Consider the following 23,457-nt stretch of genomic DNA (forward strand, 5'->3'; position numbering starts at 1 on the left):
CGTTCGACGTCGCGCTTGCCGGGCATCTCTCCTCTAGGAAAACACGACAATGCCAGACAGTGCCCCGCAGCAACTGCTTCATCTCGTCATTGGCGGCGAGCTGATCGACCTGAAGCACAATATCTTCAAGGACCTCGACAAGGTCGACATCGTGGGCGTGTATCCGAACTACGCAACCGCCTACGTGGCCTGGAAGGCCAGGGCGCAGCAGACCGTCGACAACGCGCAGATGCGCTATTTCATCGTCCACCTCCACCGCCTGCTGGATCCGGGCGAAGACGCCAAGCACGACCATTGAAGAAGCTGCTTCGCAATACGCTGCGCAGCCGGTGGTTTCAGCGCGCTGTGGGTTTCCTCGCGGCCGAGTTCCTGCGGCTCGTCTGGCTGACCAACCGCTTCACCTACGAGCCGGCGGACGTCTACGCGCAGGTCGAGCCGCGCATGCCCGCGATCTTCGCGTTCTGGCACGGCCAGCACCTGATGACGCCGTTCATCAAGACCAAGGCGAGCTACCGCGCCAAGGTCCTGATCTCGATGCACCGCGACGGCGAATTCAACGCGATCGCGGCCGAGCGGCTCGGCATCGAGACCATCCGCGGTTCCGGCGACCACGGCTCGGCATTTCACCGCAAGGGCGGCGTGGCGGCCTTCAAGGAGATGGTGCGCGCGCTTGCGGACAACTATAACGTTGCCCTGACCGCCGACGTGCCGAAGCGTTCGCAGGTCGCGGGACTCGGCATCATCATGCTGGCAAGAGAATCCGGACGGCCGATCATGCCTTTTGCGATGGCGACCAGCCGTTTCGTCCGGCTCAAGAACTGGGACCGCACCACCATCAACCTGCCGTTCGGTCGCGGCGCATTGGTGGGCATCGAGGAAATCGTCGTGCCGCCGGACGCAGACGCCGCCACCATGGAAACGCTGCGCCAGCGGCTGGAAGCGACGCTGAACGAGGCGACACGCCGCGCCTATGCGAAAGTGGGCCGCCCCGACGCCATCCCCGAGGGCAGCCATGAGGGCAGCCATGGCTAACCCGCTGCCGATGACGCTGCGCGTCTATCGCAAGCTGAGTTTTGCGATGGTGCCGCTCGCGCCCGCGCTGATCAAGCGGCGGCTGAGGCTCGGCAAGGAGGACCCCGCGCGCATCGACGAGCGGCGCGGCCTGAGCCGCGACGTGCGGCCGGCCGGACCGCTGGTCTGGATCCACGGCGCCAGCGTCGGTGAGGTGCTGGCGGCGGCCGCCCTGATCGAGAAGCTGCGCGAGCTCAATCTGCGCATCCTCGTCACCTCGGGCACCGTGACCTCGGCGGCGATCGTCGCAAAGCGCTTTCCGCCCGACGTCATCCACCAATACGTTCCTTACGACTCGCCGCGCTTCGTCGCGCGCTTTCTCGATCACTGGCGCCCGTCGCTGGCGCTGTTCATCGAGTCCGACCTGTGGCCGAACCTGATCCTCGCGGGCGCCGCGCGCCGGCTGCCGATGGTGCTGATCAACGGGCGGATGTCGCACCGCTCGTTCCCGCGCTGGCGCCGGGTCTCCGGCACGATCTCGGCCCTGCTCGACAAGTTCGACATTTGCCTGGCGCAATCGCGGGCCGACGCCGACCGCTTCTCGGCGCTCGGCGCCCACAATGTGGTGACGACAGGCAATCTGAAGCTCGACGTGCCGGCACCGCCCGCCGATGCCGCCAAGCTCGACTGGCTGATGTCGATGACGCGCGGCCGTCCGGTCATCGTCGCGGCCTCGACCCATCCCGGCGAGGAGGAAATGCTGGTCGAGGCGCATCGCGCCCTGTCCGGATTCTTCCCGTCGCTGTTGACCGTGATCGTGCCGCGCCATCCCGACCGCGGCGTTGCGATCGCGCGGATGATCGCGGCAAGCGGGCTGAGGCCTGCCTTGCGCTCGCGGGAGGAATTGCCCGTCGCGACGACCGACATCTATGTCGCTGATACGATGGGTGAGCTCGGCCTGTTCTATCGGCTGGCGCCCATCGTGTTCATGGGCGGATCGCTGGTCGCGCATGGCGGACAGAACCCGATCGAGGCGGTCAAGCTCGGCGCTGCGATCGTTCACGGTCCGCATGTCTTCAATTTCTCGGATGTCTATGAGGCGCTCGACGGCGCCAGGGGCGCGAGGCGCGCCGAGAGCCTGGAAGCGCTGGTCAAGCAGCTCGGCCAGCTCATGTCCGATCCCGCCGCGCGCGAGAACCAGGTGCGTGCCTCGACGCGCGTGGTCGAAGAGCTCGGCGGCGCGCTCGAGCGGACGCTTGCGGCGCTCGAGCCGTATCTTCTGCAGTTGCGGCTCGAAATGGGAGCCGCCAATGCGTGAGCCGGCCTTCTGGTACCGGCCACCATCGCTGACGTCGCATCTGCTGTCGCCGCTGGCTGCGCTCTATGGCGCAGTCGCCGCGCGCCGGCTCGCGGGCAGCGGGTTCGACGCCGGCGTTCCCGTATTCTGCGTCGGCAATTATCACCTCGGCGGTGCCGGCAAGACGCCGACCGTGCGCGCGCTCGCCGACCTCCTGCGCGATCTCGGCGAGACGCCGGTCGTGCTGAGCCGCGGCTATGGTGGGAGGTTGCGCGGACCGGTCATGGTCGACCGGATCAGGCACATCGCGGGCGACGTCGGCGACGAGCCGCTGATGCTGGCGCAGACGCTTGCCGTAGTGGTCGCGCATGACCGTATCGCGGGTGTTGCGCTGGCGCGTTCACAAGGCGCGAGCGTGATCCTGATGGATGACGGCTTCCAGAATCCGGCGCTCGCCAAGGACGCCGCGCTGATCGTGATCGACGGCCGGCGCGGGCTCGGCAATGCCGGCGTGTTTCCGGCCGGCCCGTTGCGCGCGCCGCTTGCCCCGCAGCTCGCGCGCACCGACGCGCTGGTCGTGATCGGCGACGGCGCGGCGGCGGAGCCGATAGCGATCGCAATCGGCGCGCAGGGCAAGCCGGTGCTGCGGGCGCATCTCGAACCCGATGCGGCGTCGGTGGCGCAACTCGCCGGCCAGCGCGTGCTCGCCTTTGCCGGCATCGGCGATCCCGGCCGTTTCTTCCGGACGCTGCGGGCGGCGGGTGTCGACGTGGCGAGACAGCGCGCCTTCGCCGATCACCATCCATTTTCCAAGGCGGAGATCGAGGCGCTGCTGGCGGAAGCCGCGCGGGATTCGCTGACGCTCGTGACGACGGAGAAGGATCTGGCGCGGCTGGCCGCGGCTTCGGCGCCGCCGGCCTGGGCGCGCGAGGTCGTGGCGTTCAAGGTCGCGCTGGCGTTCGACGATGCGGCGGCTTTGCGGAAATTCGTCACGGAGCGGCTTTTCAGCGCGCGGGAGAGGAAGTTTCAAGCCGGCCGTTAGCCAACCTGCGCGGCCGTTCAGCCCTGCGTCTTCAGCGCGCCGGGAAAATGCCGCTGCAGCACGGCGCTCGGCAGCGCATAGGCCTCTTGCAGATCGACGCTCCAGTATTTCAGCTCGTCGAGCGGAATCCGGACATCGGTCACGGCACAGCGCACATAGGTTCCCGGCGAGATCACGCGGAAATCGCCGTCGAGATACTGCACCTGCGCTTCGCCATTGCCTGAGGGGCCGAACTTGTTCAGCACGGTTTGAGAGCTCCGAGATGGGCCACCGGCAAGATGAACGCCGGCTGAATTTGAAAATGATTTGTATCATACATAGGTCGTGCTGTCCGCCGGCGAAACCCACCGATTTGTGATGTTTTCGTGCCCGACCTGCGTGTTAGCGTCATGGCTGATCAGCCGAAACATGATCGTCTAGATCGACCAGCCTCCCTTCGGCCGGACATCCAATGCGCCTGTCAGTCCTTGCCTTTCTGACGCTCATGGCCGCGGCATCGGCCGCAGATGCCGCCTCCCTGCCGGGCCCGCACCAGGTCGATATTCCGCAAGGCAACGTGACGCTGCATGCGCAGCTCTTCAAGCCCGACGGCGACGGCCCGTTTCCAACCGTGATCGCGCTGCATGGCTGCGGCGGGCTCGCCAACCATTCCGAGCCGGTGCTGCCGCGCTACCGCGACTGGGCCGAGCAGCTCCTGAAGGCCGGCAATGCCGTGCTCCTGCCGGACAGTTACGGCTCGCGCGAGCTCGGCCCGCAATGCCGTGTCCGCGAGCACAAGATCAGCGTCCGGCGCGACCGCGTGGCGGACATCCTGGCGTCGCGGCAATGGCTGATGCAGCAGCCCTGGGTGGCGCATGACCGCATCAGCCTGCTCGGCTGGGCCAATGGCGCCAGCGCGCTGCTCTGGGCGGTGCGGCCGCAGCTCATCCACAGCGAAGGCCCCGACTTCCGCGCTGCGATCGCCTTCTATCCGAATTGCCGTATCTCAGCAGGGCTCGGCTGGAGCGCGCGAATCCCGACCCTGCTCCTGATCGGCGCCAAGGACGACGTCTCCTCGCCGCCGGCCTGCCGGCAGATGATCGACGGCGCCCACGGCCGCAGCGCGCTGGCGCGCATCGTGGTCTACCCCGGCGCCTATCACGATTTCGATCGCCTCAACCTGCCGCTGCACGCTGTCAACGGCAATGCGGACGCGGAGGGCCCGGACCGCGGCCATCTCGGCAGCGATCCGGAGGCGCGCGCCGATTCGCAAAAGCTGGTCGCGGAATGGCTGAAGCGCTGAGCTTCTTATCCCCCCACAAGGGGAAGGGATAAGGCAATCGCGATGCGGTCAACGGCATCTAGAACAAGCTGCCCTGATCGACGGGCTTTGCCACCCGCTTGAGTGCGGGCTTGGCTTCGCGCGCGGCGGATTGCGTCTCGCGCGGCTTCGTCTCTGGTGGCTTGGTCTCTTGCGGCGATGCCGGCACGGCTGTCCGCTCGCCATCGGCGGTCGCCGCAACGCGCCCGTCGGAAAATTCGAGGTCGAGCCGCGCGCCGGGCGCGACACCGGAAGCCGCACGCACGGCATGGCCCTGCGCGTCGCGCACCAGCGCAAAGCCGCGCGCCAGCACGCCACGGTAGGACAGGGCGCCCAGCAACTGGCCGCTATGGGTGACGCGCGCCTCGAGCCGCTGCAGCGTGGTCAAAAGCGCCCGCCGCGCGCGCTCGGCCAGGCGGAGGGCGCGTTCGCGGTCGCGCGCGATGATCTGGCGCTGCGCCTGCGCGTTGGCCAGTTTCGAGGCCTTGAAGCGGACCGCAAGTCCATCGAAGCGCTCGCGACGGTGGCGCACGAGCGCACGCGCGCAGTGCGACAGCCGCTCGCCCGAAATCGTCAGATGATGCCGCGCCTGCGCGACCTGGCCGTGCAGCACGCGAAGCGTCAGCCGGCTGCCTGCCGCCGCGAAGCGGCGGAAATGCGCGTGGGTGTTGGCCCTGAGACTCCGCGGCAGCCCGGCAGCGGCTGCATCGAGCCGTTGCGTGGGGATCGCGAGCAGGTCGCTCGCCGCGGGCAGCGCGCGCACCGCGGCGCGCAGCTCGTTGCGCCGGCCCTCCTGGCCGCGCTGCCAGCACACCATGACCCGGCGGGCAAGCGTTGCGACTTCGGCGGTCAGCTCGCTGCGCACCGGCACGGCCATCTCGGCGGCCGCGGTCGGCGTCGGCGCCCGCTTGTCGGCAGCAAAGTCGATCAGCGTGATATCTGTCTCGTGACCGACGGCGGAGATCAGCGGGATCATGCTTTCGGCCGCCGCGCGCACCACGATCTCCTCGTTGAACGACCAGAGGTCCTCCAGCGAGCCGCCGCCGCGCGCCACGATCAACAAGTCGGGCCGCGGAATCCGTCCGCCCACGGAGAGCGCGTTGAAGCCGCGGATCGCGCCTGCCACCTGCTCGGCCGAGCCGTCGCCCTGCACCTTGACCGGCCAGACCAGCACCCGGCGCGGAAAACGGTCCTCCAGCCGATGCAGGATGTCGCGGATGACGGCGCCCGTCGGCGAGGTGACCACCCCGATCACCTCCGGCAGGAAGGGCAGCAACTGCTTGCGGCCGGCGTCGAACAGGCCCTCGGCGGCGAGCTTCTTCTTGCGCTCTTCCATCAGCGCCATCAGCGCGCCGACGCCTGCGGGCTCCAGCGTCTCGATCACGATCTGGTACTTGGACGAGTTCGGATAGGTCGTGAGCTTGCCGGTCGCGATGACCTCGAGCCCTTCCTGCGGCTTGAAGCGCATGCGGGCGTGGGCGAACTTCCAGATCACCGCCTCGATCTTGGCGTTCTCGTCCTTCAGCGCGAAATAGCAGTGGCCGGAGGAATGCGGCCCGCGGAAGCCGGAGATTTCGCCGCGCACGCGGACATGGCCGAAGCGATCCTCCACCGTCCGCTTGAGCGCGGAGGAGAGTTCCGAGACGGTGAATTCGGGCGCGTTGATCAGGTTTTCCGCAGGCGGCATCGCGATTCGGCCTCAGGGACGAACGCCCAAGCTAGGGATTTTTGACCGCTCCCGCCACCCCGCCGGGGCCCGTAAAGGGCGCAAATCGCTGGCCAATCGGGCTTAGTCAACATATCCACATGGGCATCTGGCGGTTGTGCCATCATGCCCGCGCCGTGCTACACCCGCGCGCAAGATGGTTCCGGCTCGATCATGAACATTCTCCTGCTTGGTTCCGGCGGTCGCGAGCACGCGCTGGCGTGGAAGATCGCCGCTTCGCCCCTGCTGACGAAGCTCTGGTGCGCGCCCGGCAATGCCGGCATTGCGCGCGAGGCCGAGTGCGTGGCGCTCGATGTCGGAAACCATGCGGCGGTGATCGACTTCTGCAAGGCCAACGCGGTCGATCTCGTGGTGGTCGGACCGGAGACGCCGCTCGCCGCCGGCATCGTCGACGATCTTGCGGCCGCCGGTATCAAGGCGTTCGGGCCGGCCAAAAAGGCCGCGCAGCTCGAGGGCTCCAAGGGCTTCACGAAGGACCTCTGCAGCGAGTTCAACATTCCGACCGGCGCCTATCGCCGTTTCGACAACGCAAAGGACGCGTTGGCCTACGTCCGCGCGCAAGGTGCGCCCATCGTGGTCAAGGCCGACGGGCTCGCCGCCGGCAAGGGCGTCGTCGTGGCCATGACGCTGAAGCAGGCTGAAGACGCGGTTGCCATGATGTTCGAGGGCGCATTCGGAGCCGCCGGCGCGGAGGTCGTGATCGAGGAATTCTTGTCGGGTCGCGAGATCAGCTTCTTCGCGCTTTGCGACGGCGAGACCGCGATTGCGCTGGCCTCCGCGCAGGACCACAAGCGCGTGTTCGACCATGACGAGGGCCCGAACACCGGCGGCATGGGCGCCTATTCGCCGACGCCGTTCGTGACGCCTGAAGTCCACGACCAGATCATGGCGCGGATCATCCTGCCGACGGTCGCCGGGATGAAGGCGCGCGGCACGCCGTTCCAGGGCGTGCTCTATGCCGGCGTGATGCTGACGGCCCAGGGGCCAAAGCTGTTCGAATACAATGTCCGTTTCGGCGATCCCGAGTGCCAGGTGCTGATGCTGCGGATGATGTCCGACATCGTGCCGGCGTTTCTCGCCGCCTGCGACGGGCAGTTGAAGAATTTCGACCTGCGCTGGTATCCCGACGCGGCGGTCACGGTGGTGATGGCGGCGAAGGGTTATCCCGGTGACTACAGGAAGGGCAGCCGCATCGAGGGGCTGGACGAGGCCGCCAAGGTCGATGGCGTCGAGATCTTCCACGCCGGCACGGCGGCGAAGGACGGCGCGATCCTGGCCAATGGCGGCCGCGTGCTCAATGTCTGCGCGCTCGGCAGGACCGTGACGGAAGCGCAGGCGCGCGCCTACCAGGCGGTCGACCGCATCGAATGGCCTGATGGTTTCTGCCGCCGCGACATCGCCTGGCAGGCGGTCGAGGCGGAGAAGGGCCGCTAGCTGGACCCGCCCCGTCATTCCGCACGACGCGCGATGCGCGTCGATCCGGAATCTCAAGATTGTTCATGCGGCTTCTCATCGAGATTCCGGGTTCGCGCTGCCGCGCGCCCCGGAATGACACGCGAGACTAAAGCAAATCGCCGCCCGCCGCGGACGCCGTGGTGCCGTGCTCGCGGAACGCCTTGATCACGTTGCGTCCGACCCTCCACAGATGCACCTCGTCCGGGCCGTCGACCAGCCGCTGCGAGCGCACCTGCGTGTACCATTGCGCGAGCGGCGTATCCTGGCTGAAGCCGAGCGCGCCGTGGAGCTGGATCGCGGTGTCGATCACCTTGTGCACCATGTGCGCGAGATAGACCTTGGCGATCGAGTTCTCCTGCCGCAGGTCCAAGCCCTTTTCCGCCTTGTAGGCAATGTGCAGCAGCATCAGCCGGCCGATATAGAGCTGGCTGGCGCATTCCGCGAGCATGAACTGCACGGCCTGGCGATCGGCGAGCAGCGTGCCGAAGGTCGAGCGTTTGGTGACGTGGGCGGCGGCCATGTCGAGCGCGCGCTGGGCTTTTGCGATGTTGTGCATGCCGTGGCGCAACCGGCCATAGGCGAGGCGGTGCTGGCCCATGTTGAAGCCGTTGCCCTCGCCGCCAAGCAAATTGTCGGCCGGCACCTTCAGATCCCTGATCTCGATCTCGGAATGGCCACCATGGATCTGGTCGTAATAGGGACCCTCGATCGCCATGTTCTTGATGTTGCGCTTGATGTTATAGCCGGGGTTCGGCAGCTCGACGATGAAGGTGGAATACTGCCTGTGGCGCGGCGCATTCGGATCGGTCTTGGCCATCACGAGCGCCATGTCCGCGACGCTCGCGGAAGAGGAAAACCACTTCTCGCCGTTGAGGATGTAGTTCTCGTTGCCGTCCTTCACCGCCGTGGTCTGCATGCCGGTGGCGTCCGCGCCCGAGGCCTTCTCCGTCATCGAGAAGCAGATGCGCTTCTCGCCGTTCAGCAGCGGCTTGAGGAATTTCTCCTTCTGGTGGTCGGTGCCATGCGCGAGGATCGTCATGATCGAGGCGTCGTCGGGCCCCTGCGTGTTCATCGACAGCGCGCCGAGCATGCTTTCGCCGAGTTCCATCTGCACCAGGGCGTTCGCCAAGGGCCCCAGGCCCATGCCGCCATATTCCTTCGGCACGAACGGGCACCACAACCCCTGCGCGCGCGCCTTGCTGCGGAGCTTGCCGAGCACCTCGTCGAACGGCTTTGTCTCGAGCTCCTTTTCGGCCGGGATGCATTCGTCATGCACCCATTTGCGGACCTTCTCGCGGATCGCCCTGGCTTCAGCCGGGATTTCGAAATCGATCGACATGGCGTTTCCTCACCTGGCGGTTCTTGATGGTCTTGGCGCGCCCGATGGCATATATCTTCGAGGGAAACGAGCGGCAACACAAACAAAGTTTGACGCATGCCCGATCTCGCCGATCTCTTTCCCGGCTATGCTGCCGAATGGATCAACACCTCCGCGGGCCGGATCTTCGCCCGCGTCGGCGGCAAGGGGCCGCCGCTGCTGCTGCTGCACGGCTTCTCCGAGACGCATGTGATGTGGCACCGCGTGGCACCTGAGCTTGCCGACCGCTTCACGCTCGTGATCGCCGATCTGCCCGGCTACGGCTGGTCCGACATGCCCGACAGCGACGAAAACCACACGCCCTACACCAAGCGCGCGATGGCGCGGACCATGGTGGAGGTGATGGAGCGGCTGGGCCATGTGCAATTCGCGCTCGCCGGCCACGACCGCGGCGGCCGCGTTTCCTATCGGCTCGCGCTCGACCATCCCGGCCGGCTCTCGAAGCTCGCGGTGCTCGATATCCTGCCGACCTATAATTACTGGGAGCGCATCAATCGTGTCTATGCGCTCAAGATCTATCATTGGACCTTCCTGGCGCAGCCGCATCCGCTGCCGGAGACGCTGATCACCGGCAGCCCCGATTTCTTCCTGCGCTTCAAGATGGCGAGCCAGACCAAGGCCAAAAATCTCGACGCGATCGATCCGCGCGCGCTCGAACACTATCTCGCGCCGTTCCGTGATCCCTCCCGCGTGCATGCGATGTGCGAGGACTACCGCGCCGGCGCCTATGCCGACTACGAGATCGACAAGGCGGACCTCGAGGCGGGCAGGAAGATCACGATCCCGATGCTGGCGCTGTGGGGCGATGCGGGGATAGCGCGCGCCGCGGCCACGCCGCTCGACACCTGGCAGCAATGGGCGACGAACGTCACGGGCTCGCCGGTCGATTCCGGCCACTTCCTGACCGAGGAAAATCCGCAAGTGACGGCGAGGCTGCTGAAGGAATTTTTTCTGGCGGGGTAGAGGCCGGCGATCGCAGCAAACTCAAACTGTCATACCCCGCGAAAGCGGGGTATCCAGTACGCCGAGATATCTCCGTCCAGTCACGACCGTCTCTGGAAGACTGGATCATCCGCTTTCGCGAATGATGACAGCGGATGGCCGGTCTACCGCCGCGCCTTGAAAAAGTCCTTCAGCAGGCCGGCCGCGCGCCCTTCGCCGACCGCGGAATAGACCTCCGGCACATGGTGGCAGGTCGGCTGCGCGAAGAAGCGCACGCCGGATTCGACTGCGCCGCCTTTCGGATCGGCCGCGCCGTAATAGAGCCGGCGGACGCGGGCGAAGGAAATCGCGCCCGCGCACATCGTGCAGGGCTCCAGCGTGACGTAGAGGTCGCAATCAATCAGCCGCTCGCTGCCGATCCGTTCGGCGGCCTGGCGGAGCGCCAGCATTTCGGCATGCGCGGTCGGGTCGCGGTCGGTGAGCGTCCGGTTCCCGGCGGTCGCGATCACGGCGTTGTCGCGCACGATGACGCATCCGATCGGCACTTCGCCGGAATTTCCAGCCTTTTCGGCCGCCTCCAGCGCCAAATCCATGAAAGAAGGGGCGTTCATGCCTCGTATTATCAGGATAAGTCTGCTACTGGAAAAGCCTTCAGCAAAAGTCGATACCGGTTTTGCGAAAGCGCGGCCCGATCCGGAGCGCGCATGGTTGCCCTAATTGACCCCCAGTGAGCCCTTTCATGCCCCGCGACGACGACAAGAACAACGATTCCCCGCGCGGCAGACGCGATCGGCCGTCCGGCGGCGGCAAGGGCCGCTCCGGCCGCCCCCGCGGCCCTGACAAGAAGTTCGCCAAGCGGGGCTTTGGCGGCAAGGACTTCGATCGCGAAGGCGGTGGCGCCAAGCGCAGCTTTGCCAAAACTGAGGGTCGTCCGCCGCGCCGTCGCGACGACGCCGATGTCCCGCGCCGCGACTATGGCGACGATCGCCGGCCCGCGCGCTTCAATCGAGACCGCGACGAGCGTCCGCGTAGCGGGCGGCCATCTGCCGATCGCCCACCGCGCGATGCCGGCGAGAAACGCCCGTTCAAGCCGCGCGGCGAGCGCCCGAACTATGATCGTGACGACCGTGGGTCGCGGGATGCGCGTCCAGCCGGCCGCTTCCAGGACCGCAAATTCGGCGAGAAGCGTCCCTTTGCGCCGCGCAGCGAGGGTTTTCGCGGCAACAGTGACCGCCCGCGGAAGGATTTCCGTGACCGAGACGGCGATCGGGGCAGGGATCGCAAGAGCGACTCCTGGGATCGCAAGAGCGACGCGGGCGACCGCAAGCGCGACGCAGGCGACCGCAAGGGCGGCGCTTGGGACCGCAGGGGCGGTGCTGGCGACCGCAAGAGCGGCGCTGGGGACCGCAAGAGCGGCGCTGGCGACCGCAAGCGCGGCGTTGGGGATCGTGGCGACTTCAAGCCCTGGCGCGACCGCGACGAGCGACCGCGCGACGACCGCCGCGGCAGGGACGAGCGGCCGCATCGGTCGCGGCCGGGCGAGGACCGTCCCAAATTCGATCGACCCCGGTGGAAGCGACAGGACGACGACAAGCGCCACGAGGGCCGCGGCGACTGGCACGAGCATCCGCGCAGCGAGGGGCGGAGCCGCGACCGGTTTGCCGATCGCCCGCGCCGCGACAATGAGGATGACAGCAAGGTTTTCGCCAAGCGCCCCGCCTTCGGCGGCCGCGGCGCCTACCGCGAGCGCAAGCCTGACTTCGACCGGCGCCGTCCGCGCGAGGACGAGGTCAAGCCGAAGAAATCGGGTGAGCGGATCGCCAAGGTGCTGGCGCGCGCCGGGCTGGCCTCGCGCCGTGATGCGGAAGAGATGGTCGTGCAGGGTCGCGTCACCGTCAACGGCCGCGTGATCAACTCGCCCGCGCTCGATATCACCGCCAACGACGTGGTTGCGGTCGACGGCAAGCCGTTGCCGGCGCGCGAGCGGACGCGACTGTTTCTCTATCACAAGCCGCGCGGGTTGATGACGACGCATGCTGACCCCGAGGGGCGGCCGACGGTGTTCGATAATTTGCCGGAAGGCTTGCCGCGGCTGATCAGCGTCGGCCGCCTCGACTTCAACACCGAGGGCCTGCTGCTGCTCACCAATGACGGAGGTCTCGCCCGCACGCTCGAACTGCCCGACACGGGCTGGCTGCGCCGCTATCGCGTGCGCGCCCATGGCGAGGTGACGCAGGCGCAGCTCGACCAGCTCAAGGACGGCATCGAGGTCGACGGTGTCAAATACGGTTCGATCGACGCCACGCTGGAACGCGACCAGGGCAGCAATGTCTGGCTGGTGTTCGCGATCCGCGAAGGCAAGAACCGCGAGGTGCGCAACGTGATGGCGCATCTCGGCCTCGAGGTGAACCGCCTGATCCGCATCTCCTACGGCCCGTTTCAGCTCGGCGAGATCGCCGAAGGCGAGGTCGAGGAGGTCAAGACGCGGGTGCTGCGTGAGCAGTTGGGTGACAAGATCGCAAAACTCGCGGGAGCGGATTTCGGCGCGCCCGCGCCGCATGACGGCGAGAGTGCGGACGCGGAAGTGTCCGGCGGCGGGAAGCCGTTCAAGCCGGCAGGCAAGAGCGCGCTGATTGCCGATCGGAAAGGCCGCCGCGTGCTGGTGCAGCGCACCGGCAGTGAGGAATCCCGCGAGCGCAACGAGCTCGAGGCGAGCGGCTACGGGCCGCCGCGCCGCCCGAAGCGCGGCTATCACGGCAAGCGCGATTTCAAGCCGCGGGACGAGTAGGGCTGGATGCGTGTCGTCGCCGGACGATTGAGGGGACGAAGCCTGGCTTCGCCGGCATCGCGCGATATCCGTCCGACCGCGGATCGCCTGCGCGAGTCCGTCTTCAACATCCTGATGCATGCCTATGAGAATCCGGTTCAGGACGCGCGCGTGCTCGACCTGTTCGCCGGCACCGGTGCGCTCGGCATCGAGGCGGTCTCGCGCGGCGCGGCGTTTGCGCTGTTCGTCGACAATGGGGCCGAGGCGCGCGCGCTGTTGCGCAACAATGTCGAGGCGCTGGGGCTTGGCGGCGTAACCAAGGTGTATCGCCGCGACGCGACCGACCTTGGACCTGCCCATCCGGTTCCGCCGTTCTCGCTGGTGTTTCTCGATCCGCCCTACGGCAAGGGGCTTGCGGAGAAGGCGCTGGCCTCGCTGCGAGACGGCGGCTGGTTGACGGAAGGCGCGCTCCTCGTGGTGGAAGAGGCAAAGGCCGCTTCGTTCAAGCCGCCGGATGGTTTCGAGGAACTGGACCGGCGCGCCTATGACGACACGGAGTTTGTGTTTTTGCGGAGCCTATGAAGGCTCTGTCTTTTCCCTCCCCCTTGTGGGGAGGGTGGCGCGTGGCGAGCATGGCGAACAACGCGTCAGGTGGGGGTAAGATCAGCGGCAACATGTCGATGGAGCCCCCACCCCGGTCCTCGCTTCGCTCGGACCGACCCTCCCCACGCTTTGCGGGGGAGGGATAACTCACCTTCGCCCGAACAGTCTCTCGATGTCCGACAGCTTCAGTTCGACATAGGTCGGCCGGCCGTGGTTGCACTGGCCGGAATTCGGCGTCGCCTCCATCTCGCGGAGCAGCGCGTTCATCTCTTCCGGCTTGAGGCGGCGACCGGCGCGCACCGAGCCGTGGCAGGCCATGGTCGCCGCGACATGCATCAATCGCCGTTCGAGCGGCAGCGCCTCGTCCCATTCCGCCATGTGCTCGGCAAGGTCGCGCAAGAGCGCACCGGCGTCGGTCTTGCCGAGCAGCGACGGTGTCTCGCGCACCGCGACAGCACCGGGGCCGAAGGATTCGATGGCGAGCCCGAACGAGGCGAGTTCCTCTGATCGTGCGAGCAGCCGCTCCACGGTCGCCTCGTCCATCTCGACGATCTCGGGGATCAGCAGGATCTGCCGCTGCACGCCGTTTTTGGCGAGCGAGGCCTTCAGCCGTTCATAGACGATGCGCTCATGGGCGGCATGCTGGTCGACCACGATCAGTCCGTCGCGGGTCTGCGACACGATATAGGTCTCGTGGATCTGTGTCCGTGCCGCGCCGAGCGGACGGTCGATCAGGTCGGCGGACGCTTGCGTTTCGAAGCGCACGTCGGCGGTGGGCGCGCCGACATCGAAGGCGGCCTGGTCCTGTTCGGCAAACGCCGGCGCCGCCGCGCCGCCGAATGCGGGCATCGGGTTCACGGGATAGGACGGCGAGCGCCGCCAGTCCCAGTTGCCGGGACCCGGTGTGATCGCGGGCCGGAAAGCGGCAATCGCGCCGCCGGCGTCGTTGGCCGCGGTGCGGCGGCCTTCGCGCGCAAGACCCTCCTTCAGCGCATGCACGATCAGCGCGCGCACCAGACCGGCATTGCGGAAGCGCACCTCGGTCTTCGCCGGATGCACGTTGGCGTCGACCTCGCGCGCATCGAGCGTGACGAACAGCGCCACGACCGGATGGCGGTCGCGCGGCAGATAGTCGGAATACGCCGCGCGCACTGCGCCGAGGATCAGCTTGTCGCGCACCGGGCGGCCATTGACGAACAGATATTGTCCGAGCGCGTTGGCGCGGGTCAGCGCCGGCGCGGCGGCGAAGCCTTCGACCACGATGCCGTCGCGCATCGCCCGCACCTCGATCGCATGGCTGCGAAAATCGCTTCCCAGGATATCACCGAGCCGCGTCAGCCGGCCGGCGGCGCCGGGCAGCGCCGCGGCCCAGGTCACCGGCGCGCGCTCTTCGCCGGCGAGGGTAAAGGCCACGTCGGGGCGCGCCATCGCGAGGCGCCGCACCACCTCGCGGATCGCTTCCGCCTCGGTGCGGTCGGTCTTCAGGAATTTCAGCCGCGCTGGCGTCGCGTAAAAGAGATCGCTGACCTCGACGCGGGTGCCCAGCGAGAGTGCGGCGGGCATCACGCCCGACTTCGTGCCGCCCTCGACCGCGAGCGACCAGGCGTGCGGCTCGCCGGCATGGCGCGTGGTGATGGAGAGCTTTGCGACCGCGCCGATCGAGGGCAGCGCCTCGCCGCGGAATCCGAGCGTCTTGATCTGCAGCAGATCCTCGTCATCGAGCTTGGAGGTCGCGTGGCGCTCGACCGCGAGCGCGAGATCGGTCGCGCTCATGCCGGAGCCGTCGTCGGTGATGGCGATGCGCCGCCGGCCGCCGCCGTCGGTGAAGATGTCGATCCGGCTTGCGCCGGCGTCGATTGCGTTCTCGACCAGTTCCTTGACTACGCTCGCCGGACGTTCGACCACCTCGCCGGCGGCGATGCGGTTGACGACCTGCTCTGGGAGTTGGCGGACGGGCATGGGTTTCGATAAGGATTCGCGTCGATCGTCACATTGTAGGCGGCATGGCGGCAAATGCATGCCCTGCGGGCGGGCGACGATTTCCCGTCGCGTGCGCGGGGAGCCTATCACATTGATGCGATTGGCATTCGATGTTCGCCCCGCAAGGGGGCACCTGGAAGGCCGCGTCGTCCACAGGATTGTGGGGCTGTCGGTGCGGGTATATGGTTTGGAAAAACTACAAAACGACCGGGAGGAAGCCATGTGCCAGCTCTTCGCGCACCAGCCGCAGCGCGACTATGAATCGCAGACGCGATCCCTGCGCATCGGCGGCCACTGCACCTCGATCCGCCTCGAAATGTCGTTCTGGGACACGCTGGAGGAGATCGCGGCCAAGGAGAAGATGAGTCTCGGCAAGTTCCTCACCTCGCTGCACAACGAGGTGCTCGATCATCATGGCGAGGTCAGGAATTTCGCGTCGCTTCTGCGCTGCTCCTGTCTGATCTACCGTTCGAGGGGTGCGGCGACGATCCCGGAGTTCCGCGAGCCGGCGATCCTCGACGCCGCCGAGTAAGGCGGCGGCCGCGGCGGCTTTTCGGCGCGACCGACGAAACGGCCCTTTCCCGGCGGGAGAGGGCCGCTGGTTTTCTCCTCAGATCTCCTTTTTCTGCATCGCGCCGGCGATGGTGTCGGCCTGCCGGATCGCGAGCGCGACGATGGTCAGCGTCGGGTTGCAGGCGGCGCCGCTGGTGAACTGGCTGCCGTCGGACACGAACAGGTTCTTGACGTCGTGGGTCTGGCCAAACTTGTTCACCACGCCGTCCCTGGCCTTCTCGCTCATCCGGTTGGTGCCGAGATTGTGGGTGCTCGGATAGGGCGGTGTCGGGTAGGTCACGGTCGCGCCAACGGCTTCATAGACCGCGGCGCCCTGCCTGTAGGCATGGGCGCGCATCGCGACGTCGTTCGGATGGTCGTCAAAATGCACGCTGGCGACCGACAGCCCGAACTTGTCCTTGACCTTCGGGTCGAGCGTGACGCGGTTGGTTTCCTGCGCCATGTCCTCGCCGACCAGCCACATCCCGGCCATGCGCGGATAGCCGTCGATGGCGCTGGTGAACGAGCGGCCCCAGGCGCCGGGGTTGAGGAACGCGGCCATGAAGGGCAGGCCGAGCGACAGCGTCTCCATCTCGTAGCCGCCGACGAAGCCGCGCTTCGGATCGTTCGCCGACTCGTCGCGAATGATCCCGGCCATGGTGGTGCCGCGATACATGTGCACGGATTTCTCGAACACCGCATAGACGCTGCCGGTCATGTGCCGCATGTAGTTGCGGCCGACCTGGCCGGACGAGTTGGCAAGCCCGTCGGGGAACATGTTCGAGGCGCTGTTGAGCAGCAGGCGCGGGCTCTCGATCGAATTGCCGGCAACCGCGACCACGCGCGCCTTCTGCCGCTGCGTCGCGCCGCTCCCGTCCGCATAGACGACGCCCGTGACCTTTCCGCTCGCATCGTGTTCGATCTTGAGCGCCATGCTGTCGGGACGAACCTCGAGATTGCCGGTCGCTTCGCCCTTGGGGATCTCGGTGTAGAGCGTCGACCATTTCGCGCCGGACTTGCAGCCCTGGAAGCAGAACCCGATCTGCAGGCAGGAGCCGCGGCCGTCGCGGGGCTCGCTGTTGATCGCCATGTTGCCGGTATGCACGGTCTTGTAGCCGAGCTTCTTCGCGCCGGCCTCGAGCACCCGGAAATTGTTGTTGCCGGGCAGGCCCGGAATGCCGTTGGTCCGGGTAACGCCCATCTTGTTCTCGGCCTTGGCGTACCAGGGCTCCATCTCGGCGAGCGTGACCGGCCAGTCCAGCAGGTTGGCGCCGGTGATGTTGCCGTAGATGCTTTTGGTCTTGAACTCGTGCTCGTTGAAGCGCAGCGAGGCGCCGGCCCAATGCGTCGTCGAGCCGCCGACCGCCTTCACGATCCAGGCCGGCAGGTTGGGAAAATCCCTGGCGACGCGCCAGCTCCCCGACGTGGTGCGCTCATCCTTCCAGGCGAGCTGGAGGAAGCTTTCCCATTCGTCATTGATGAAATCCTGGTTCTCGATGCGGGGGCCTGCTTCAAGGACGACAACCTTGATGCCCTTTTGCGCGAGCTCATTGCCGAGCGTTCCGCCGCCGGCGCCGGAGCCGACGATCACGACCACGCTACTGTCATTCAGATCGAATTTTGCCATGGTGATTCCTCCTGAGCGGGCCGTCGTGCTTCACGCTTTCGGCAGCCAGTCGATGTCGGCGAAGCCGCGGTTGATGTAGCCGCCATGTTCGGCCGAGGAGCCCTCGTAGCCGAACTTCGGCCAGACCTCTTTCTGGTTGTAGAGTGAGGCGATCAGGTCGCTGCGCAGCTTCTGGAAGAACTCGCCTTGCTCGATCGCCTGCAACAGCGCCACGCGGTCGGTCTCCCATGGCACCTCGGCATAGGCGACCTTGTGGCGGTCGCGCGCGTTCTGGTCGAGACGGCTGACGCCATCCGTGAGCAGCGCCTTGACGGCGGGATCCTTCGCGGCCTTCTCGTCCCACGGCTTGATCGCTGTGATGTAGTAGCTGTCGGCGAGAGAATCGTGCGGATAGATGTCGCGAGCGATCTTGACCAGCGTCTTCATCGTCGCGGGTGTCAGCGTCGTGGCGTCGTCGGCCCAGGCGTCCGTGATGCTGAGGCCCGTGCTGGTCGCTACCGCCGCGACCGGCACCGCGGTTGCCGCACCTTTGAGAAAGACGCGGCGATCATATCTGCTTCTGCGATCGACTTCTCTCATGGGAATTTCCTCCGTTTGAATTCTTGTTGATGCTGGCTAGTGTGGCGGCTCTGAGGTTCCTTTCAGTTTCGCCGCAACCTCTTCAAAGGAACGTCAGAGCCAAAGCCACACTAGAATCTTATATTTGCTAGTGTCCCTTTGGTTCTGACATTCGCAAACGTGGCTCCGAAAAATGAGGCGAATGTCAGAACCGGGACACTAGCCGAAGCGACCACCTTTCTGGATCACCTCGATCTTGTAGCCGTCGGGATCGGTCACGAAGAAGAAGCGCGCCAGCGTCGCGCCGTCGTGCTTGAAGTCGCGCAAGGGTCCAGGTGACAGCTTCTCCCGCTCGAAACGGGCGCGCTCGGCCTCGACATCGTCGACCACGACGGCGAGATGGCCATAGCCGTCGCCGAGCGCGTAGGGCTCCTTGCGATCGAAATTGACGGTCAGCTCGACCTCGAATGGCGAGGACGGATGGCGCAGATAGATCAGCGCGAAGTCCGCGAATTTCAGGCGGTCCGCCACCTCCAGCCCGAAGGCGCGCGCGTAGAAGTCGAGCGATCGCGCCTCATCGAGCACGCGGATCATGGAATGAACGGGCTTTGCCATTCAGTTCAGCTCCTTCAGATAGGCGATGATGGCGGTGCGGATTTCGGGCTTCGCCTGCCGGTACGCCATGACGGCACCGGGGATGACGTCCTGCGGGTTGGCGAGCCAGGCATCGAGCCTGGACTCGTCCCAAGCGAAATCCGCCGTCGCAAAGCCGCTCGAGTAGTGAAAGCCTTCGGCCTTGCCGGCGGGCCGGCCCACGATGCGAAACAGCGACGGCCCCTGCCGGGCGGCGTCGGACGTGTTCGTGGTGTGACAGGTCGCGCATTGCTGCTTGAACAGCGTGGCGCCGTCGACCGGGCGCGCGGCCGGCAGCGGCATCTGGGCGGCGGCCATCGTCGCAACCAGCACGGCGCCGCAAAATGTCGGCCCAAATGCCTGTGTCGCGCGCAGCTTGGTCATGTGCATCACCGTTGGCGAGCACAAAGCTTAGGTTGCGCCGGATGGGCGGTGGTAGTAGCGGGCTGTTTCGTCAGAACAAATGGCGCCCGCGGTCGTGTCGGCAGGTGTGGCGCTAGTCGTCGAAGCGGCGCGACTGGCGGCCCGCCTTGACGTCGCTGCGCCGCTTCTTGCCCTCCAGGCGCCGCTGTTTCGAGCCAAAGGTCGGCCGTGTCGGCCGCCGCGGGGTGGGGCGCACCATCGCCTCGCGCAGCAGGCCCGTCAGGCGATCGATGGCGTCGGCGCGGTTGCGTTCCTGGGTCCGGAAGCGCTGGGCGTGGATCACGATCACGCCATCCTTGGTCATGCGCTGGCCGGCGAGCGTGGCCAGCCGCGCTGCGGCATCCTCCGGCAGCGCGATCCTCTTCGTGTCGAAACGAAGCTGCGCTGCGGTAGCGAGCTTGTTGACGTTCTGCCCGCCGGGGCCGGAGGCGCGGATGAAGACGATCTCGATGTCGTTTTCGTCGATGGCAAGGTCGCGGGCAATCCGCAGCATGGCGTCACCGGAGAAGGGAATCGGTGACGCACGATAGCGGTTTTGCGGCGATCCTGCTGTGGCGCCGCGTCAGTTCGCCGTGGCCGGGGCCGCGGCCGGCTGGGCGGCTGCCTGCGGGGCACGGCCCACGATGACGGTCAAAAGGCCCTGGCCCCACAGCCGCTTGGCGGCCTTTTTGGCATCATCCAGCGTCACGGCGTCGACGATCGCGTTGCGCTTCTCGATATAATCGATTGGCAGCCGGTCGAGCTGGTACTGCAGCAGGCCCGAGGCGAGCTTGGAGGAGGTGTCGAGCGCCAGCATCTGCGAGCCCTTCAGGTAGGACTTGGCTTCGTCCAGTTCCTGCTGGGTCGGGCCGTCCTCGGCGATGCGGCGCACTTCCTTTTCGACCGCATCCATGGTGTCGCCGGCGCGGTCAGCCCGCGTGCCGGTGTTGCCGATGAACAGCGCCGAATGGTCCATCCACAGCAGCGCCTCATAGACCGAATAGGCGAGGCCGCGCTTCTCGCGCACTTCGCGGTAGAGCCGCGACGACAGGCCGCCGCCGCCGAGGATGTGGTTGACCACATAGGCGGCCATGAAATTCGGATCGTGGCGCAGGAAGCCGGGGCCGCCGAAGGTGATCACGGTCTGCGGCACGTCGAGCGGCACGAAGGCGCGCTGCGGCGGCTTGGTCGCGACGACGTCGGGGACCGGCGTCAGGCTGGCTTTCGCCGGCAGGCCGCCAAAGGTCTGATCGAGCAGCTTGCCGAGGGTCGCCGGATCGACGTCGCCGACGACCGCGACCTTCAGCGTATCCTTGGCCAGCACGCGGCGGACGTAGTCGCGCATGTCGTCGACGGTGATGGTCGGAACGCTCTCCAGCGTGCCGTTGGCCGGCCGCCCGTAGGGATGGTCGCCGAACGCCACTTCGAGGAATTTGCGGCCCGCCAGCGCATTCGGATTGGTGGTGTCGCGGCGCAAGCCAGCGAGCACCTGGGCGCGGATGCGCTCGACATCGGTCGCCTCGAAATGCGGCGAGGTCAGCGACATGCGGAGCAGGTCGAACGCCTCGTCCTTGTTGTCACGCAGCATCCGCAGCGAGCCGCGGAAATAGTCGCGCGTGACGTTGAAGCTGAGCTCGATGGCACGGCGGTCGAGCCGCTCGTGAAACGTCTTGGAGTCGAGATCGCCCGAGCCTTCGTCGAGCAGGTCGGCGACGAGATTGCCGACGCCGGGCTTGGCCGCAGGGTCCTGCGTGGCGCCGCCCGCGAAGGCGTATTCCATCGCGATCAGCGGCACGGTCGCATCCTGCACGAACCACGCCTCGATGCCGCCGGGCGAGATCAGGTGCTGGATCTTGGTCGCGGCGTGCGAGGGCGCCGCCGACAATAGCGCCACGAGGCCGGTGGCAAGTGTCAGCGTGCGGGCGAAAGCCGGAAGTTGGATCACGAACGCTTCTCCTCGCGCTTGGCCGCATTGTCCTTGATGAGATAGCCGGTCACCGAACGCTTTTTGTCGAGCCATTTCGCGGCCGCGGCGCGCACCTGCTCCGCGGTCACGGCGCGGATTCGCTCCGGCCAGCTCCTGATATCCTCGATGCTGAGCCCGGTGGTCATTGCTCCGCCGTACCAGCGCGCCAGCGTCGCCTGGTTGTCCTGGGCATAGATCGCCTCCGCGATGAGCTGGGTCTTGACCCGCTCCAGGTCTTCGGCGCGAACCGTGTTTTGCGCGAGCTCGGCGATCACGCTGTCGATCACCTGCTCGACCTGCGGGAAATCGACGCCGGGCTTCGGCGCGACCGAGATCGTGAATTGCGTTGGATCGAGCGAGGTGCCCTGATAGGAGGCGCCGGCATTGACCGCGAGCGGCCGGTCGACCACGAGCGCGCGGTAAAGATAGGCGTTGCTGCCGCTTCCCATCAGTTGCGCGAGCACGTCGAGCGCCGCACTTTCACCGGCGGCCGCGGTTGCCGCGGACGGCACCAGATAGATGCGCTTCACCGCGGGCTGCTCGACCTGGGGATCGGCCAGCGTCACCGTGCGCGGCGCCACCGGCGCGGGCTCCTGCGGACGAAGGCGGCGGGGCGGAATCGCGGGCTGCGCCGCCACAGGGCCGAACGTCTTCTCCACCATCGGGCGGATATCGGCGGCCTCGACGTCGCCGGCGATCACCAGGATCGCGTTGTTGGGCGCGTAGAAGCGGCGGTAGAAGGCGAGCGCGTCCTCGCGATCGAGCTTCTCGATCTCGTGGTGCCAGCCGATCACCGGCCGGCCATAGGGGTGGTTGAGGTAGAGCGCGGCCATGATCTGCTCGTTCAGCCGCGCTTCCGGATTGTTGGCGACGCGCATGTTGTATTCCTCGAGCACGACGTCGCGCTCGGGCAGCACGTTCTCGTCCTTGAGGATCAACCCGGTCATGCGGTCGGCCTCGAACTCCATCATCTTGCCGAGCTGGTCGCGCGGCACGCGCTGGAAGTAGCCGGTGTAGTCGGTCGAGGTGAAGGCGTTCTCGTTGCCGCCGACCTTGAGCACGGTCTGCGAGAATTCTCCCGCCGGGTGCCTGGCCGTGCCCTTGAACATCAGGTGCTCGAGGAAGTGCGCGAGGCCGGACTTGCCGGGCGTCTCGTCGGCCGAGCCGACCTTGTACCAGATCATCTGCGTCACCACGGGGGTGCGGTGGTCCGGGATCACGACGACCTGGAGGCCGTTTGCGAGCGTGAAGCTCGCGGGGGGCGCCGCGGTGACCGCGGTCTGGGCAAGCGCGCCGCCCGGAGCAAGGACGAGCGCGCAAACGAGGGCGAAGCCTGTGGCGGCAAAGCGGTGTGAGGGCATCAGGACCTGTTCAAAGGCGCGCAAGGCGCGTTCGGGATCGAGCGCGGCATCCTACACCGCGCCCCACGCGAGCGTCGTCACGAACCGGCGAGATTGGCTTAACTAATCGCCATATTTGCCGGCGGCCGGATTGTATTCCTTGTTCAGCGATTCCTTCGGGCCGGTGCCGTAGGCGAAGTTCGGCGACGGGGTCTGGTAGCCCGGAGGCGGCTGGATCAGGGAGTCGCGGGTCGGCTCGCCCTTGAACGGGGCAGTCTCGGCCTTGTTGCCGCCGAACAGCTTGGAGAACTTGCCGTCGAAGCCGAGCTGCGACGGGCTCAGCACCGGGCTGTTGGAGACACCGGGCTGGACGGGGTCATTGCTCGTGCGGGCCGGTGCGTCGGTGCGGCCGGCATTCAGCTCGGTCGGGGTAAGGATGCGGCTCGCCTCGATCGGATCGGGCTTTGACTTCTTGCGCGCGGCAATCGCGGCCTTGCGGCGCGCTTCGTCGGGGTCCTTGGGCCAGTTCGGCGCCTTGATCTCGGCCGCGGAGGCGGGCGGCGGGAGGTCAATCTTGGGCGGCACCACCAGCGGCGAGCGCTCACGGTAATCGATGCCGCGGTTCTCCATGTTGGTGCCGCCAATGCCGGACATGATGCCTTCGATGATCTTTTCCTCGAAGGTCTTGTCGTCGTCTTCGTCGTCCTGGGCGCGTGCGGCGCCGGCGGCCATCAGAAGGCCGATGCCGAGTGCGACCGCCGATAGCTTCAGTGCGCGCGTCAGCGCCGCTGCCGGCTTCCGCACCTTAAAACCGTCATTGTCGGTCTTGCGCATCGCTGTACCTGTCCAAATTCCGGCGGGATTGCCACGCGAGCAAT

Annotated in this window: 23 protein-coding genes; 10 read left to right on the forward strand and 13 right to left on the reverse strand. The window is 66.8% G+C overall.

The annotated features are described in order from the left end of the window. Positions 1–49: 49 nt before the first annotated feature. The 4 genes from QOU61_RS07215 to lpxK are packed head-to-tail and all read left to right on the forward strand — an operon-like array spanning position 50 to position 3,350. Positions 50–298, forward strand: coding sequence for a DUF4170 domain-containing protein (locus QOU61_RS07215; RefSeq protein ID WP_289657427.1), 249 nt, complete (start codon positions 50–52; stop codon positions 296–298). Further along, complete coding sequence (locus tag QOU61_RS07220) at positions 295–1,032, forward strand: lysophospholipid acyltransferase family protein (protein WP_289657428.1); 738 nt, start codon at positions 295–297, stop codon at positions 1,030–1,032. Before QOU61_RS07215 ends, QOU61_RS07220 begins: the two co-directional genes overlap by 4 nt. Then, positions 1,025–2,329, forward strand: a complete 1,305-nt coding sequence (locus tag QOU61_RS07225) for a 3-deoxy-D-manno-octulosonic acid transferase (protein ID WP_289657429.1) — start codon at positions 1,025–1,027, stop codon at positions 2,327–2,329. The genes QOU61_RS07220 and QOU61_RS07225 overlap by 8 nt, the downstream gene beginning before the upstream one ends. Next, positions 2,322–3,350, forward strand: a complete 1,029-nt coding sequence (gene lpxK, locus QOU61_RS07230) for a tetraacyldisaccharide 4'-kinase (protein ID WP_289657430.1) — start codon at positions 2,322–2,324, stop codon at positions 3,348–3,350. The genes QOU61_RS07225 and lpxK overlap by 8 nt, the downstream gene beginning before the upstream one ends. Positions 3,351–3,367: 17 nt before the next feature. On the opposite strand, the gene QOU61_RS07235 is transcribed toward lpxK, so the two are convergent. Then, positions 3,368–3,595 carry a DUF2093 domain-containing protein gene (locus QOU61_RS07235; protein WP_289657431.1) on the reverse strand — a complete coding sequence of 76 codons (228 nt, stop codon included), beginning with the start codon at positions 3,593–3,595 and terminating at the stop codon, positions 3,368–3,370. A gap of 206 nt (positions 3,596–3,801) precedes the next feature. On the opposite strand from QOU61_RS07235, the gene QOU61_RS07240 reads away from it, so the two are divergent. Then, entirely contained in the window at positions 3,802–4,632 is an 831-nt protein-coding gene (locus tag QOU61_RS07240) for a dienelactone hydrolase family protein (RefSeq protein WP_289657432.1), read from the forward strand. Between the two features lie 58 nt (positions 4,633–4,690). Here the strand turns inward: QOU61_RS07240 and xseA are convergent, their stop codons facing one another. Continuing rightward, complete coding sequence (xseA, locus tag QOU61_RS07245; RefSeq protein ID WP_289657433.1) at positions 4,691–6,337, reverse strand: exodeoxyribonuclease VII large subunit; 1,647 nt, start codon at positions 6,335–6,337, stop codon at positions 4,691–4,693. Positions 6,338–6,529: 192 nt separating this feature from the next. Here xseA and purD point away from each other — a divergent pair, with 192 nt between their 5' ends. Further along, positions 6,530–7,810, forward strand: a complete 1,281-nt coding sequence (gene purD / locus QOU61_RS07250) for a phosphoribosylamine--glycine ligase (protein ID WP_289661338.1) — start codon at positions 6,530–6,532, stop codon at positions 7,808–7,810. 127 nt (positions 7,811–7,937) lie between these two features. Here purD and QOU61_RS07255 read toward each other — a convergent pair whose 3' ends face one another. Further along, positions 7,938–9,170: an acyl-CoA dehydrogenase family protein gene (locus QOU61_RS07255; RefSeq protein WP_289657434.1), complete on the reverse strand. Its 1,233-nt coding sequence runs from the start codon at positions 9,168–9,170 to the stop codon at positions 7,938–7,940. 96 nt (positions 9,171–9,266) lie between these two features. Between QOU61_RS07255 and QOU61_RS07260 the strand changes: the two genes are divergently transcribed. After that, positions 9,267–10,172: an alpha/beta fold hydrolase gene (locus tag QOU61_RS07260; protein ID WP_289657435.1), complete on the forward strand. Its 906-nt coding sequence runs from the start codon at positions 9,267–9,269 to the stop codon at positions 10,170–10,172. Between the two features lie 143 nt (positions 10,173–10,315). Here the strand turns inward: QOU61_RS07260 and QOU61_RS07265 are convergent, their stop codons facing one another. Continuing rightward, positions 10,316–10,762: a nucleoside deaminase gene (locus tag QOU61_RS07265; protein WP_289657436.1), complete on the reverse strand. Its 447-nt coding sequence runs from the start codon at positions 10,760–10,762 to the stop codon at positions 10,316–10,318. Positions 10,763–10,890: 128 nt separating this feature from the next. Between QOU61_RS07265 and QOU61_RS07270 the strand changes: the two genes are divergently transcribed. Both QOU61_RS07270 and rsmD read left to right on the forward strand, forming a co-directional pair. Further along, positions 10,891–12,939, forward strand: a complete 2,049-nt coding sequence (locus tag QOU61_RS07270) for a pseudouridine synthase (protein ID WP_289657437.1) — start codon at positions 10,891–10,893, stop codon at positions 12,937–12,939. Positions 12,940–12,945: 6 nt separating this feature from the next. Further along, entirely contained in the window at positions 12,946–13,500 is a 555-nt protein-coding gene (gene rsmD / locus QOU61_RS07275) for a 16S rRNA (guanine(966)-N(2))-methyltransferase RsmD (protein WP_289657438.1), read from the forward strand. A gap of 168 nt (positions 13,501–13,668) precedes the next feature. On the opposite strand, the gene mutL is transcribed toward rsmD, so the two are convergent. Further along, positions 13,669–15,480 (reverse strand): DNA mismatch repair endonuclease MutL, encoded by a 1,812-nt coding sequence (gene mutL / locus QOU61_RS07280; RefSeq protein WP_289657439.1) that lies wholly within the window; start codon positions 15,478–15,480, stop codon positions 13,669–13,671. 241 nt (positions 15,481–15,721) lie between these two features. Between mutL and QOU61_RS07285 the strand changes: the two genes are divergently transcribed. After that, positions 15,722–16,033 (forward strand): ribbon-helix-helix domain-containing protein, encoded by a 312-nt coding sequence (locus tag QOU61_RS07285; protein ID WP_289657440.1) that lies wholly within the window; start codon positions 15,722–15,724, stop codon positions 16,031–16,033. Positions 16,034–16,111: 78 nt separating this feature from the next. Here QOU61_RS07285 and QOU61_RS07290 read toward each other — a convergent pair whose 3' ends face one another. The 8 genes from QOU61_RS07290 to QOU61_RS07325 all read right to left on the reverse strand — a co-directional run bounded on the left by QOU61_RS07290 (position 16,112) and on the right by QOU61_RS07325 (position 23,413). Then, positions 16,112–17,680: a GMC family oxidoreductase gene (locus QOU61_RS07290; protein ID WP_289657441.1), complete on the reverse strand. Its 1,569-nt coding sequence runs from the start codon at positions 17,678–17,680 to the stop codon at positions 16,112–16,114. A 30-nt stretch (positions 17,681–17,710) separates the two neighbouring features. Then, a complete protein-coding gene (locus tag QOU61_RS07295) occupies positions 17,711–18,259 on the reverse strand; it encodes a gluconate 2-dehydrogenase subunit 3 family protein (RefSeq protein ID WP_289657442.1) in 549 nt (182 codons plus the stop codon). 198 nt (positions 18,260–18,457) lie between these two features. Then, positions 18,458–18,853 (reverse strand): VOC family protein, encoded by a 396-nt coding sequence (locus tag QOU61_RS07300; RefSeq protein WP_289657443.1) that lies wholly within the window; start codon positions 18,851–18,853, stop codon positions 18,458–18,460. Next, positions 18,854–19,174 (reverse strand): c-type cytochrome, encoded by a 321-nt coding sequence (locus QOU61_RS07305; RefSeq protein WP_502876939.1) that lies wholly within the window; start codon positions 19,172–19,174, stop codon positions 18,854–18,856. It lies immediately after the preceding gene. Between the two features lie 193 nt (positions 19,175–19,367). Beyond that, on the reverse strand, positions 19,368–19,787 hold the full coding sequence (gene arfB / locus QOU61_RS07310) for an alternative ribosome rescue aminoacyl-tRNA hydrolase ArfB (RefSeq protein ID WP_289657445.1): 420 nt from the start codon (positions 19,785–19,787) through the stop codon (positions 19,368–19,370). A gap of 69 nt (positions 19,788–19,856) precedes the next feature. Further along, positions 19,857–21,218 (reverse strand): M16 family metallopeptidase, encoded by a 1,362-nt coding sequence (locus tag QOU61_RS07315; protein ID WP_502876895.1) that lies wholly within the window; start codon positions 21,216–21,218, stop codon positions 19,857–19,859. Beyond that, on the reverse strand, positions 21,215–22,600 hold the full coding sequence (locus QOU61_RS07320) for a M16 family metallopeptidase (RefSeq protein ID WP_289657447.1): 1,386 nt from the start codon (positions 22,598–22,600) through the stop codon (positions 21,215–21,217). The genes QOU61_RS07315 and QOU61_RS07320 overlap by 4 nt, the downstream gene beginning before the upstream one ends. Before the next feature lie 102 nt (positions 22,601–22,702). Further along, a complete protein-coding gene (locus QOU61_RS07325) occupies positions 22,703–23,413 on the reverse strand; it encodes a hypothetical protein (protein ID WP_289657448.1) in 711 nt (236 codons plus the stop codon). Positions 23,414–23,457: the final 44 nt, after the last annotated feature.

Source organism: Bradyrhizobium sp. NP1 (genome assembly GCF_030378205.1).
Classification (GTDB): Bacteria; Pseudomonadota; Alphaproteobacteria; order Rhizobiales; family Xanthobacteraceae; genus Bradyrhizobium.

What these genes read in the sequence shown, in the direction of transcription:
- QOU61_RS07320 (WP_289657447.1), bottom strand. Translation starts at nt 22,600, where the DNA reads ATGCCCTCACACCGCTTTGCCGCCACAGGCTTCGCCCTCGTTTGCGCG.
- QOU61_RS07265 (WP_289657436.1), bottom strand. Translation starts at nt 10,762, where the DNA reads ATGAACGCCCCTTCTTTCATGGATTTGGCGCTGGAGGCGGCCGAAAAG.
- QOU61_RS07325 (WP_289657448.1), bottom strand. Translation starts at nt 23,413, where the DNA reads ATGCGCAAGACCGACAATGACGGTTTTAAGGTGCGGAAGCCGGCAGCG.
- lpxK (WP_289657430.1), top strand. Translation starts at nt 2,322, where the DNA reads ATGCGTGAGCCGGCCTTCTGGTACCGGCCACCATCGCTGACGTCGCAT.
- QOU61_RS07215 (WP_289657427.1), top strand. Translation starts at nt 50, where the DNA reads ATGCCAGACAGTGCCCCGCAGCAACTGCTTCATCTCGTCATTGGCGGC.
- QOU61_RS07290 (WP_289657441.1), bottom strand. Translation starts at nt 17,680, where the DNA reads ATGGCAAAATTCGATCTGAATGACAGTAGCGTGGTCGTGATCGTCGGC.
- QOU61_RS07225 (WP_289657429.1), top strand. Translation starts at nt 1,025, where the DNA reads ATGGCTAACCCGCTGCCGATGACGCTGCGCGTCTATCGCAAGCTGAGT.
- arfB (WP_289657445.1), bottom strand. Translation starts at nt 19,787, where the DNA reads ATGCTGCGGATTGCCCGCGACCTTGCCATCGACGAAAACGACATCGAG.
- QOU61_RS07270 (WP_289657437.1), top strand. Translation starts at nt 10,891, where the DNA reads ATGCCCCGCGACGACGACAAGAACAACGATTCCCCGCGCGGCAGACGC.
- purD (WP_289661338.1), top strand. Translation starts at nt 6,530, where the DNA reads ATGAACATTCTCCTGCTTGGTTCCGGCGGTCGCGAGCACGCGCTGGCG.
- xseA (WP_289657433.1), bottom strand. Translation starts at nt 6,337, where the DNA reads ATGCCGCCTGCGGAAAACCTGATCAACGCGCCCGAATTCACCGTCTCG.
- QOU61_RS07305 (WP_502876939.1), bottom strand. Translation starts at nt 19,174, where the DNA reads ATGCCGCTGCCGGCCGCGCGCCCGGTCGACGGCGCCACGCTGTTCAAG.
- QOU61_RS07285 (WP_289657440.1), top strand. Translation starts at nt 15,722, where the DNA reads ATGTGCCAGCTCTTCGCGCACCAGCCGCAGCGCGACTATGAATCGCAG.
- QOU61_RS07295 (WP_289657442.1), bottom strand. Translation starts at nt 18,259, where the DNA reads ATGAGAGAAGTCGATCGCAGAAGCAGATATGATCGCCGCGTCTTTCTC.
- QOU61_RS07240 (WP_289657432.1), top strand. Translation starts at nt 3,802, where the DNA reads ATGCGCCTGTCAGTCCTTGCCTTTCTGACGCTCATGGCCGCGGCATCG.
- mutL (WP_289657439.1), bottom strand. Translation starts at nt 15,480, where the DNA reads ATGCCCGTCCGCCAACTCCCAGAGCAGGTCGTCAACCGCATCGCCGCC.
- QOU61_RS07255 (WP_289657434.1), bottom strand. Translation starts at nt 9,170, where the DNA reads ATGTCGATCGATTTCGAAATCCCGGCTGAAGCCAGGGCGATCCGCGAG.
- rsmD (WP_289657438.1), top strand. Translation starts at nt 12,946, where the DNA reads ATGCGTGTCGTCGCCGGACGATTGAGGGGACGAAGCCTGGCTTCGCCG.
- QOU61_RS07260 (WP_289657435.1), top strand. Translation starts at nt 9,267, where the DNA reads ATGCCCGATCTCGCCGATCTCTTTCCCGGCTATGCTGCCGAATGGATC.
- QOU61_RS07300 (WP_289657443.1), bottom strand. Translation starts at nt 18,853, where the DNA reads ATGGCAAAGCCCGTTCATTCCATGATCCGCGTGCTCGATGAGGCGCGA.